Annotated in this window: 9 protein-coding genes and 1 pseudogene; 2 read left to right on the top strand and 8 right to left on the bottom strand. The window is 68.6% G+C overall.

Annotation, left to right across the window (positions count from 1 at the left end; all coding sequences use genetic code 11):
• Positions 1-186: 186 nt before the first annotated feature.
• Positions 187-1,494 (bottom strand): hypothetical protein, encoded by a 1,308-nt coding sequence (locus ACFYZY_RS23895; protein ID WP_388697551.1) that lies wholly within the window; start codon positions 1,492-1,494, stop codon positions 187-189.
• 137 nt (positions 1,495-1,631) lie between these two features.
• Here ACFYZY_RS23895 and ACFYZY_RS23890 point away from each other — a divergent pair.
• Together ACFYZY_RS23890 and ACFYZY_RS23885 are read left to right on the top strand one after the other, a co-directional pair.
• A protein-coding gene (locus ACFYZY_RS23890) for an IS5 family transposase (protein ID WP_388697549.1) occupies positions 1,632-2,440 on the top strand; the annotation gives its coding sequence in 2 pieces (ribosomal slippage) (positions 1,632-1,971 and positions 1,971-2,440; 810 coding nt in all).
• 51 nt (positions 2,441-2,491) lie between these two features.
• On the top strand, positions 2,492-3,310 hold the full coding sequence (locus tag ACFYZY_RS23885; protein ID WP_388697546.1) for an IS5 family transposase: 819 nt from the start codon (positions 2,492-2,494) through the stop codon (positions 3,308-3,310).
• 1,024 nt (positions 3,311-4,334) lie between these two features.
• Here ACFYZY_RS23885 and ACFYZY_RS23880 read toward each other — a convergent pair.
• From ACFYZY_RS23880 to ACFYZY_RS23850, 7 genes and pseudogenes are all read right to left on the bottom strand, one after another.
• Positions 4,335-4,712, bottom strand: coding sequence for a hypothetical protein (locus tag ACFYZY_RS23880; protein WP_345484367.1), 378 nt, complete (start codon positions 4,710-4,712; stop codon positions 4,335-4,337).
• Positions 4,709-5,407 (bottom strand): caspase family protein, encoded by a 699-nt coding sequence (locus tag ACFYZY_RS23875; protein WP_345491952.1) that lies wholly within the window; start codon positions 5,405-5,407, stop codon positions 4,709-4,711. The genes ACFYZY_RS23880 and ACFYZY_RS23875 overlap by 4 nt, the downstream gene beginning before the upstream one ends.
• A gap of 144 nt (positions 5,408-5,551) precedes the next feature.
• A pseudogene (locus ACFYZY_RS23870) lies at positions 5,552-5,803 on the bottom strand (helix-turn-helix transcriptional regulator); the annotation flags it as partial.
• Between the two features lie 1,123 nt (positions 5,804-6,926).
• Positions 6,927-8,171 (bottom strand): hypothetical protein, encoded by a 1,245-nt coding sequence (locus ACFYZY_RS23865; protein WP_388697544.1) that lies wholly within the window; start codon positions 8,169-8,171, stop codon positions 6,927-6,929.
• Positions 8,172-8,617: 446 nt separating this feature from the next.
• Entirely contained in the window at positions 8,618-9,448 is an 831-nt protein-coding gene (locus ACFYZY_RS23860; protein WP_388697542.1) for an ABC transporter ATP-binding protein, read from the bottom strand.
• Positions 9,449-9,450: 2 nt separating this feature from the next.
• Positions 9,451-10,506 carry a FecCD family ABC transporter permease gene (locus ACFYZY_RS23855; protein WP_388697539.1) on the bottom strand — a complete coding sequence of 352 codons (1,056 nt, stop codon included), beginning with the start codon at positions 10,504-10,506 and terminating at the stop codon, positions 9,451-9,453.
• Positions 10,503-11,576 (bottom strand): FecCD family ABC transporter permease, encoded by a 1,074-nt coding sequence (locus ACFYZY_RS23850; protein ID WP_388697537.1) that lies wholly within the window; start codon positions 11,574-11,576, stop codon positions 10,503-10,505. Before ACFYZY_RS23850 ends, ACFYZY_RS23855 begins: the two co-directional genes overlap by 4 nt.
• Positions 11,577-11,720 lie beyond the last annotated feature (144 nt).

Below are 11,720 nucleotides of genomic sequence, written 5' to 3'. Positions count from 1 at the left end.
AATCAACACCGCCAACGACCGGGGGCTCTGTCACGTCACCACCCCAGCTGACCAGGCCTTATAGTCCTTCAGGGGCAGGATGAAAAAGGCTCAGTCGAGCCCACTCTTCATCCGAAAGATCTCCCCGCCCCATGTCCCACGGAACGAGTGCCCAGCGGGAGCGTCACGCGACCCATCGGACACGACCTAGACGTGCCGGGCGACGCCCAACACGAACGGACCGCGGAGGGCAGGCGGGCGAATGGGCCGTAAGTCTTCGGGGGCGACACCAGCAAGGCGGAGCAGTTGGTCGAGGACGCCTGAGCCGAGGACCTCAACGGAGCACGCAGCGCAGTCACCAGGGCGGACGGTGTGTCCTGCACCGTCCTCGCTTCGGTCGCGAGCATGCACGAAGGCATCGCTCGGAAAGTCCGCTCGCAGTGCGTGCCAGGTGCCGTTGCGCTCTTCATTGAGCAACCCAGCGGCGACCTCCGGTCGCATCGGGTGGTGAACTTGTCCGTCGACTTCGCGGAGCAGGAACACGCGGTCGACGAAGTCGATCGCGTCCTCCTGAGGGTCATGCTCCGCATGCCATGCGAGTGCTTCATCCCGGCTGCCGGGGCCCCAGAGGTAGTCGACCGGATACTGGGTGAGCTCATAACGGCTGTCGAAGTTCATCCAGTGTGGTTCTTCGCGGCGGCCGGTTCGGTCCCGGCGAAAGGCCCTGATCAGAACGTACGCAGTGTCGTCATCCAAGCGTGGCTGATCGCGCAGCGCCTCTGCTGATTCCAGTCCTACCCGCCCATTCAGGCCCCAGCTCATCGCCAGGATCTCGCGCGGGAGAGGCGCCGGGAAATGCCGACCCCCGACTGTGGACTGGCCCCACAACTGATTGACGAACTCAGCGAGATCGGTCAGCGTGCGGGCTGCGTCGACGGGAGTGTCGATCTGGTGGTGTGTCGGGTGCGCGACGTGGTTGCGCAATTCGGCCAATGACTCCTCGACGCCGATACTTCGCCTGCCCCGGAGCAGGCCCGCAGTACGCGCCCACCGACGCAGACCGCCGAGCATTCCATTGAACGGCATGGGCGTTCCGTCCACCATGAGACGCGCCTTGCGTCGTCTCAGCCGTTTCGTCAGGAGAATCACGTCCTCGAACGACGTGACGGTGAAGGAGTCAACCCCTTCCGGCTCGGACACGGTGAAGTTCACGGTGCCGGCGCACCACTCCATGAAACGGTCACGCAGGGCCTGCTCGAACGCCAGGAGGGCTGCGTCACTGACCAGCGTGTAGATGTCATAGGAGAGCACGCCGTAGGCGTAGACGTTGCGAAGGCGTTCGAAGGACCGGCGAGTCCCCTCGGCGACTTGGTCTGACAGGACAATCCCGGCGATCTGACTCTGCTGGAACTCGGCGGCATCCTCTGGGCGCATGCGGCCCCCGAGGCCGAACGGGTTGAAGGCCAACGACATTTCGTCGGCGGCCTGTAGTTCCTGAAACGGCCGGATCGCCACGAAGCACTCCTTACATCTGGGCAATGAATCAGGATCACCTGTCGGCGGCTAACGCGCCACCCGTTTAACTGATCGTTTCAGAATGAGTTCGCTGCAAGGGGTTGGCGGCCGGGCTTGGTGGCGGCAGAGTAGTGCAGGTGCCGGATGATCTTGTGCCTGATGACCTGTGGGAACGCATCACCCCGCTGCTGCCACCCCGGCCTCCGCGGCGCCACCGGTATCCCGGACGCCTGCCCGCGGACGATCGCGCCGCCCTGCGAGGCATCGTTTACGTACTGCGCAAGAACGTCAGCTGGAGGGACGTGCCCGCCGAGCGGACCGGCTGCAGCGGGGTGACGGCTTGGCGCCGTCTGCGGGACTGGACCGAGGCCGGCGTCTGGCCCCGCCTGCACGAAGTGCTCCTGGCCGAGCTGCGCAAGGCCGGTCTGCTGGACATGGAGGACTGCGCGATCGACGGCTCGCACATCCGGGCCCTGAAAGGGGGGCTCACACCGGACCTTCGCCGGTCGACCGTGCGCGGCCGGGCAGCAAGCACCATCTGATCGTCGACCGGCACGGCACCCCTCTTGCTGTCTCGCTTACCGGCGGAAACCGGCACGACGTCACTCAGCTGACGCCCCTGCTGGACGCGATCCCCCGCATCCGCGGAGTCCGCGGGAGACCCAGGCACCGGCCGGGCCGGCTGTTCGCCGACCGCGGCTACGACTACGACAAGTACCGGCGCATCCTCCGAGCCCGCGGCATCACACCCAAGATCGCCCGACGCGGCGTCCCGCACGGCTCCGGACTGGGCAAGACAAGGTGGGTCGTCGAGCGGACCTTCGCCTGGCTCCACCAGTTCAAACGCCTCCGCATCCGCTACGAGATACGCGCCGACCTCCACCTCGGCCTGCTCCGACTCGCCTGCAGCATCATCTGCTTGCGACGACTCCGAACCTCATTCTGAAACGATCAGTAAGACCGTGTCCTATGTGGTGAGGCGGTCGTTGGGTTCGTCATGGGGAGGGGTGCGTGGAGTTGGATTGTTCCGGACGGGTTGTGGGAGATCGCGAAGCCGCTGATCCCGCCGTCGAAGGTGCGGCCGCAGGGCGGTGGGACGCAGGACACGCCTGATGAGACGCTGTTCGCCGCGATCATCTATGTTCTGGTCAGCGGCTGCGCCTGGCGGGCCTTGCCGCCGTGTTTCGGCGTCTCCAAATCGACAGCCCATCGCCGGTTCCTGATCTGGTCCCGTGCCGGGGTGTGGGGCCGGCTGCACGAGGAGATCCTGCATCGCCTCGACGACGCCGGCCTGCTCGACCTGTCCCGCGCGGTCCTCGACTCCGCCCACGTGAGGGCGAAAAAAAGGGGCGATCTCACCGGTCCGAGCCCCGTGGACCGGGGCAAGGCGGGTTCCAAGATGCACGTCCTGTCGGACGCGAACGGGCTGCCCCTCGTCGTCGGCCTCCCGGCCGCCAACACCCACGACAGCCAGGCTCTGAAGCCCATGATCGCGGGCCACCAAACGAGACACGACCCCCACCGCGGCCGACACTTCAAACCCCAGCGCCTGCACGCCGACAAGGCCTACGACATTCCCGAGCTGCGGAAATGGCTCCGCGGGAAACGCATCGGCGTCCGCATCGCGCGCAAGGGCATCGAGTCCAGCGAGCGACTCGGGCGCCGCAGGTGGGTGATCGAGCGGACCATGTCCTGGCTGACCGGCTACCGCCGGCTCAACCACCGCTACGAGCGCCATCCCCGTAACTACCTGGCCTTCCTCGGCCTCGCCGCAGCCCTCTGCTGCCACAAGCGACTCCTCCACCTCACCACATAGGACACGGTCTAAGCTGCCCGTCGCCCTCCGAGCTGATCCTTGGCCCACCACATGAACGCGGCGGCGTGTTGTCGGTTGGCGAAACCCTTGCCAGCGAGGTCGAGCAGGAGTGGGTTTCTCTCGGGGACCATGGGCTCCCGTGCTCCCAAGCGAAGCCGCAACGGTGCTTCACGAGCCGGCCCCCGCCCTCGAGCGGGCGGACCACCTCGATGTCCTCGTCGTCACTGCACATTGGACACATGGCCAGGGCCATGGCTACCCCGCTTTGTCAGTGCCGGAGCGCCAGCTTCGAGCCGTGGCACATACTGGCCATGAGCTGCATTCTCGCATTTAGTCATGCACGCGGCACGCGATTCCCAGCACGCCGACGGATCTCGGCTTGACTGTCCTGGACGGAAACGTCGTGCCACAACGCCCCAGTGCTCGAATCGTGCGACGAGGTGTCGACGCGTAGCGTGTGGCCTCCACAGGGACACGTAGGCGGTGCAGCCGAAATCGACGCAGTACTCGGAACAGGTCAGTCGGTCAGCTGGCACACACGGTTGTCGTCTGTCACCTCGTACAAGTCGTTACGCAGAAGCTGGCGACCGTGGGCACGAACCGTTCCGGGTTTGGTGGAGACTCGATCATTTGCGGGGATCGAGGCCCAACCAACCTGGGACGGTTCAATCTGACGTCTCTACTGAATCTGGAACGGTTCACTTCGTGTGTCCGGGAGTGTGGTGGCCGCGGGCCCTGAGCCGGGGCTGGTTCGCCGCGGCACCGGTGGCGGGTGGTGCGGGGGAGCGGAGCCTGTGGAGGAGGCGGGGGATGTGGTCGCAGCCATGCCGGCCGGGACTGGTGGGCAGCGGTTCGTACAGCCGTGGTGAGGGGTGGTTGATGGTCGAAGCGGGGTGTCCCACCCGGCCAGGCCGGTAGCCCGACACCACCATCAACGGCCTGAGGGCCAGGTCCATTGACCTGGCCCTCAGGCCGATTCGGTTGGTCAACCGGATCCGGCTACCCCACTCACCAGGTGGGTTTCCTACTCCCCGCTCCTCGATGTGCTCTCGGGGTACGCCGCCTTCAACAGGTCCGCCAGGCGCCGGATTTCTGCAGGGTCCTCCGTCCCGGTAACGGTGATCCTCTGGGATCCCAGGCGAATGTCGACACCTTCCGTGGTACCACGGGATCCGCACCATCGTCTGACCGCCTCGATCGCCGACGGCAGGGCGAGCGTGCTGCTCACCACCAGTGTCAGAACGTCGAGGGCGTCCCCGAGCGTGTCTTCCTTCGGTGCCTCCGAGATCCACCGGGCCCGACCGACGCCGCGCAGTTCGGCGTCCCGGGCGAGGAAGGTCCGGAGTCCGTCCGGAACCTTCGCACCGGTCTCCGTGACGATGCGGAGTTGGACTTCGGTCATGACTGCCCCCATCTGTTGACCATGAGTTCCATGTGGTCTCCGTCCCGCCCGACTTGTCGTGACGGCACGGGCCAGCCCCGCTGCTGGCAACTGGCCCGCACATGACGGAAAAGTACATCCGCGGTGATTACCGGCGGACCGCCCTGGATTCCGTCGGTCAGTGAGCGGATGATCTCGCCGGAAAAACTGGTGAAGTGGTCGCCGCGTGGAGCGCGTGACGCGTTGGTGGCGTCGGAGGACGTCATAACGTACGTGCCCTCGATCCGTGAGGCACTGCTTAGGCCTGCGGACAGGGTGTCGAGCGCCGCCCCGCTGTAGCAACTGTCGAGAACCAGCAGCCGCGAGCCGACCGGGGAGTCCGCCACCTGCTCGCGGATCCGGTCGAACTCCATAGCGGTCCATGCTTTGTGCTGGTTCGAGTCGACCAGACCGAGCAAGAGGCGTCCGTTCCGGGGATCGGTCCAGCCATGCCCCGCGTAGTAGATGAACAGCCCGCCGGAAAGAGGATCGGCGGCGTCCATGGCGAGGTCGATCTCCTCGTGCACCTGTGCCGCCGACTTGGGATTCTCCACGATGTACACGTTGCCCTGCGGGATCCCGAGCCCCGTCAACGCCACCTCGGTGAGCGCCGACAGATTGTTCTTGATGGAGGGTACGGAGGGCAGGTGCGTGTAGTCGGACACACCGATCAGCACCGCGGCTCCGGTCCTCCACCGCTCTAGAGGGCCCAATTGCCGTATCTCCGCCGCAGCGGTACGCCCTTCCGCGAAGGCCGGTGCCGGGTCCTGAAGCGTCATCCCTTCGAGGAACTTGACGATGTGTCGACGGGTGTCGCTTCGTGGCTCGGCGCGACCAGTGATCCATGCGCTGACTGCGGCTCTGGTTATGCCCAGTTCCGTAGCCAGCTCTGATTGAGTCAGACCGGCCCGTCGCAACTGCCTGGCCAGCCAAGTGCCGAAGGGGTCGTTTGGTTCCGTTGACGGGCGGGGTGGAGGAACCGAGACGTCGCGCCTGGACGCCCGCGGCGGGGGCGCGGGTGCTATGCGCCTGGACGCTGGCGGTGGCGGCGGGGGAGTGCTGAATCTGGACACCGGCGGCGTGGCGGTGTGCTCAACCGCCCTGGCAGTGGCGTCTTCCTCGGTGCTCTCGCGCTGTGCTCGGTCCAGGAGACCGAGCCACTCCGCCTCGTTCAGCTCTTCGCCCGCCCATGCCTTCCATACGGTAACCACGGCGAGCGCCTCGCGCGTACGGTTTCGTGGGGGAACGCGGCAGTCGGAATACCGGGGAGGCGCCCAGTCGCGTATGCGGTGCGCCTTGAGGTCCCGTGCGCCGGGCAGGCTTCGGGCCACGGCCTCGAAGACCAGAGAGTCGACGCCGACCAGTTCGCCGTGATCGCGCCGAGCGCGTTCTGCTCGTTCCCGGAGTCCCCGCAATTCCGTGTACAGGTCAGCCCGTGCCGACACCCTCCACCCCCGTACCCTCGTAGCGTCCTGATCTTCATTCTGCCACCGGGCGCGGACCTGCCCACGCAGCCCGTCGACCGGGTCAATTGGGGCCGACGGTCGATTGGCTACACCTGCGTCCAGCCTGCTGCTGGCGTCCAAATCGGCAACGCGGCTGTCTACCGCTACCTACTTGGGCGTCGGCATCGTCAAGGCATTCCCCATCCTTCACCACGCCTCAACCAGATTCTGGGAAGAGCTCGGTGTGCACGGATCGCCAGCGTGGATTGCGGAGCTTCTTCAGCAGATCGGCGCAGTGGTTGGGCCATCATGATGCCTGAGGGCTGCCACGGCAGGGCACGAGAGGCGAGGAGCGTTCCGACGGTCTATGGTTCCAACCGACCCGACCGCGAGACGCCTTTTCATAAGCAGCCCCCCTCGCCGTGCGTCACGCGCCTTCGCCGGATGCTGGGGGCAAGGTCGCAGGTTCAAATCCTGTCCTCCCCACTGTGCGGAAACTGCAGGTCGGAGGCCGTTCTCTCATCCATGCGAGAGTGGCCTTCGTGCGTCTGGAGGCGTGGTGGTCGCGGTGTGGCCGCACGCGAGGGCCGGGGCTCGTACGCCGTGGTGCTGATGGCGGATGGTGCGGGGGAGCGCGGCTTGCGGAGGGCTTCGTGGAGGCGGTGGATGTGGTGGCGGGATGGTCGCGGCCATGTGGGTCGGCCCGTACGGTTGGCTGTCTGCCCGGCTCGACTGAGTACGGGAAAGGCGGTCATGAGAGGGTGAGCCCCGCGTGGTCCCACTGCTCGAGCAGCACCTCTGCGGGCAGTGCGCTGCCGTCGGGAGCCAGGCGCAGGACCGGCATGTCGTCGGAGGCGCATGCGAGCAGTTGCTCAGCGATTAGGTGGGGAACGAGTAGGGCTGTGGTGCCGGCCTTTCGGTTGAAGGCCACCTGGTAGGTGGCGATGACCGCGGCTTCCCACAAGGTCAGGGGGTCACGTTCCGGCTCGCTGTGATGGGTCCGGACGAGGGCGGGCGCCTTCACCGCCACCAGCTGCCATGCCGTACTGGCAGGGCGGCCGGCCTCTTCGCGTGCCTGGCGGATCCAGTCGGCGGTGAACCGGCTGAAGGCGGCGTGGGCCTCGGGCTTCCCTTTACGGCGACGCCCGAAGGCGTCGCTGACGACGGTGTAGACCGCGAAGTCCTGATCTTCCAGGCGGCGCCATGACCAGATGGCTCGCTGACTCCACTCGTACCACGCTCGCCGGAAGGTCTTCTCCGCCTCCGCCCCCAACCCGGCAAAGCCGGGATCTGTGGAGAACTGCGGCTCGGGCAGTACACGTACGGCAGCCGCCTCCAGCAGGCGGATCGGCTGCACGAGGGCCGCGAAGACCCGACGTTCCTCATCGAGGACCGTGGCGAGGCGACTCTGCAGACCATCGGCCCAGGGAGCGAGGAAGGGGTACTCGGCCACGGCCTCGTTGCTCCGTGTCAGGTAGGAATGCAGCCGACGCCAGCGCTCGTGACGTCGGGAGCGGAAGTTGCGGGCACGCTCGTATCGCTCCCATTCCTCGTCGCGCCCGGCCTCGTCGTCTTCCTCCTCCTCGTCGCCGGATTCAGTGGCGCGGGGCGGGTACTCGCCGGCGGCGAGGGCGATGGCGGCGTCACACTCAGCCTCTAGGTTCTCCTCATCCTTGGACTCCCGATCGAGCCAGATAGCGAGCGAGTCCACCTCGCTCACAGCGGCGCCGAGCGGCAGGATGAGGCTGTCTGTGGGCAGAGGCCACCGACAGCTCGCGCAGAGCCGTTCCACAGCTTCGCCGAATGGGACGTCGATCTGGTCCACAGAGGCGGCTGACCGCAGCGTGCGGCACTCGGGGCTTCCGTGGAGCTTGCCCTTGCCTGTTGCCGAGACGTGGCAGGCAATGAGTATGTCCCGGGTCGGTCCCAGCGGAACCTCAGGCGTGAAGAGGGAACCGAGCATGACGTGGCGAAGCTCATCGGGAGTCGAGGGCATGTCGGCAGGCTATGCGCAGGCACTGACAGTCCGCTGGTCAATCCGCCCTATCCACCCTGCAGTGACCAGAGATGCCAGAGGGTGCCTCGCCGCCAGGGCGGTGATCCTGGGGACCAGTTGGGGACCACACGCTACGCGCGGTGGTGCACGATGCATGCTTCCACACACAACTCGTGCCCGGATTAAGTCCTCTATATCCAGAAAATACCTTTGACCCTCACTCCTGGGGATCAAGGGGTCGCAGGTTCAAATCCTGTCGTCCCGACTCGAAAGAGTCGCAGGTCAGGGGCCGTTTCAGAGAGATCTGAAACGGCCCCTCGGCCGTTTTCGGGGGCCGTCGGCGGACCGGGGCGATCAGGACCGCGGACCCCGGTCCGGCGCCCGGTGGCCGTCGCGGGCCCGCGCGTGGATCACGCCGGGCCCGCGACCGCGCCCGCCGGCCGGATTCAGGTCCTGCGTCCGCCCTCGGGGATGACCAGGGGGGTACCGGCGACCGGGCATGCGATGACCGCGGCACGCAGGCCGAACACCTCGTGCACCAGCTCCGGGGTGACGATCTCGGTGGGCGTTCCGGCGGCCACGACCCGGCCGTCGCGCATGGCGATCAGGTGGTCGGCGTACCGGCAGGCGAGGTTGAGTTCGTGGAGCACCATGACGACGGTGCGGCCCTCGGAGCGGTTCAGTTCCGCCACGAGTTCCAGGACGTCGACCTGGTGGGCGAGGTCCAGGTAGGTCGTGGGCTCGTCGAGGAGCAGGACGGAGGTGTCCTGGGCGAGGGCCATCGCGATCCACACGCGCTGGCGCTGGCCGCCCGAGAGTTCGTCGAGGGAGCGGTTCGCCAGGTCGGCGGCGCCGGTGGCGGCGAGGGCGGCGTCCACGGCGATCTCGTCCGCCGAGGACCACTGGCGCCACCACCGCTGGTGCGGGGTGCGGCCGCGGGCGACCAGGTCCCGCACGGTGATGCCGTCCGGCGCGCTGGGGGTCTGCGGCAGCAGGGCCAGGCGCAGGGCGAAGTCCCGGGAGGAGAGGGAGGCGATGTCCTCGCCGTCCATCAGGACGGTTCCGCCGGCCGGCTTGAGCAGCCGGGCCAGGGCGCGCAGGGCGGTGGACTTGCCGCAGGCGTTCGGGCCGACCAGGGCGGTGACCCGGCCCGCCGGGATCGACAGGTCGAGGTCCTCCGCGACGATCCGGTCGCCGTATCCCAGGCGGAGGCCGGTGCCGTGCAGCGCGGTGGGGAGGGTGTCCTTCGACGGGGTGGTCGGTGTGGCGGCGGTCATCGTCAGCCTCCCTTTCCGGCCCGGTTGGCCCGGGCGAGGAGCAGCAGCAGGTACGGGGCGCCCACGGCGCCGGTGAGCACGCCGACGGGCAGTTCGGTCGGGGCGATCACGGTCCGGGCGGCCAGGTCCGCGAGGACCATCAGGACCGCGCCGGTGAGCGCGCTGGTCACCAGCGGGATCCCCGCGGTGCCGGCGAGCCGGCGGGCGATCTGCGGCGCGCCGAGCGCGACGAAGGCGATCGGCCCGGCGGCCGAGGTGGCCAGGGCGGTGAGGCAGGTGGCGAGCACGAGGAGGGCGATCCGCGAGTGCCGCAGCGGGATGCCGAGGCTGCGGGCGGTGTCGTCGTCGTACTGCAGGAGTTGGTACGGGCGCGCGAGGGCGAGGGTGAGCGGCATGAGGACCACGAGGGCGAGCCCGGACCACTGGACGTGTTCGTAGCCGCGGCCGTTGAGGCTGCCGGTGAGCCAGACCATGGCGCGGGACGCCTGGTCGATGTCGGCACGGGCCAGCATCCAGCGGGTCAGGGCGAGGAGCGCGCCGTTCGCCGCCAGGCCGACGAGGACGAAGCGGTAGCCGGTGACGGTGCCGTCGCGGTAGGCCAGCAGGTAGATCGCGGCGGAGGTGAGCAGGGCGCCCACGAGGGCGCCGAGAGGCACGGCGCCGAAGGTGCCCGCACCCGCCGCGGTGACGCCGCCGATCAGGATCGCGGTGACCGCGCCGGCGCCGGAGCCGGCCGCGATGCCGATGAGGTCGGGGCTGGCCAGGGAGTTGCGCGTGACCGCCTGGTAGACGGCGCCCGCCAGGCCGAAGGCGGCGCCGACGCACAGGGCGGTGAGCGCGCGCGGCAGCCGGAGTTCGTGGACGATCAGGTCGGCGGAGCCGTCGCCGAAGCCGAGGACCGCGCCGAGCACGTCGCCGATCGGGAGGGAGTACGTACCGAGGGAGACGGAGGCGACGAGCCCCGCGAAACCGGTGAGGACGAGGGCGAGGACGGCGACGGCGACCCGGGGCCGCACCGCCACGCCGATCGGGCCCGTCTGCCACCTCAACAGGCTCATCGGGTGTGCTCCTTCAGCTTGCCCCGCTTGACGAGGAGGGCGAGGAAGGGAGCGCCGAGCAGCGCGGTGACGACTCCGGCCTCCAGTTCGCCGGGGCGTGCGGCCATCCGGCCGACGACGTCCGCGCTCAGCATGAGGGCCGCGCCGCCCAGCGCCGAACAGGGCACCAGCCAGCGGGCGTCGGGCCCGGTGAAGGCCCGCACGACGTGCGGGACGACGAGGCCGATGAAGGTGACGGGGCCGGCCGCCGCGACGGCCGTGCCGGCGAGCAGGATGACGGCCACGGCACCCAGCGCGCGCGTCGTCCTGACCTTGGTGCCCAGGCTGCTGGCGAGGTCGTCGCCGAGCGCGAGGGCGTTGAGCCGGCCGCTGAGCCCGACGGCGAGGAGGAGCCCGGCGGCGGCGAACGGCAGCAGCTTCAGGGCGAGTCCGGCGTCACGCCCGGCGAGCGAGCCGACCGCCCAGAAGCGGTACTGGTCGAGGGTGCGGACGTCGAGCAGGATGAGGGTGTTGGTGCCCGCGTCCAGCAGCACGGTGACGGCGGCCCCGGCGAGGGCCAGCTTGGCGGGGGTGGCGCCGCCGTACCCGGTTCCGCCGACGGCGTACGCGAGCAGACCGGCGAGCGCGGCACCCAGGAAGGCGAGCCAGATGTACTGGTACGGGCTCGTCAGCCCCAGCGCGCCGATGCCGAGGGCGACGGCGAAGGCGCCCCCGGCGCTGATGCCGATCAGGCCGGGGTCGCCGAGCGGATTGCGCGTGACGTCCTGGGCCACGGCCCCGGCCGCGCCGAGCGACAGCCCGACGATCAGCCCCAGGAGGGTGCGCGGCATGCGCAGTTCCCGGATGACCACCGCGTCGCCGTCCGTGCCGCCGGTTATCGCGGTGAGCACGTCGGAGAGCGGAACGGCCTTCGTGCCGATGGCGAGGGAGGCGCAGACGGCCGCGAGGACGGCGGCGAGGAGCGCGGCCGTCAGTACGGCGCGGGTGCCGGTTCGGCGGGGAGCGGGGCGGGGCGGCGGCGCGGGGCGGGCGGTGTCGGCCGCCCCCGCGGCGATGGGCTTCAGGGTCACGTGTCACAAGGTAAGGCAAGCCTCACCGATGTGATGACCCGGTGGGTCGGAGACCGGGGGAGGGGGCCGGGGTGGCTTCTGGCCCGGGCGGACGCTATTCTCACAGCGTTTTTACGAGGTAAGCCTTACCTAAGTCGTCGAACG

The organism is Streptomyces sp. NPDC001744, assembly GCF_042892575.1.
Lineage (GTDB): Bacteria > Actinomycetota > Actinomycetes > Streptomycetales > Streptomycetaceae > Streptomyces.
This window is presented reverse-complemented; position numbering and strand designations above follow the sequence as displayed.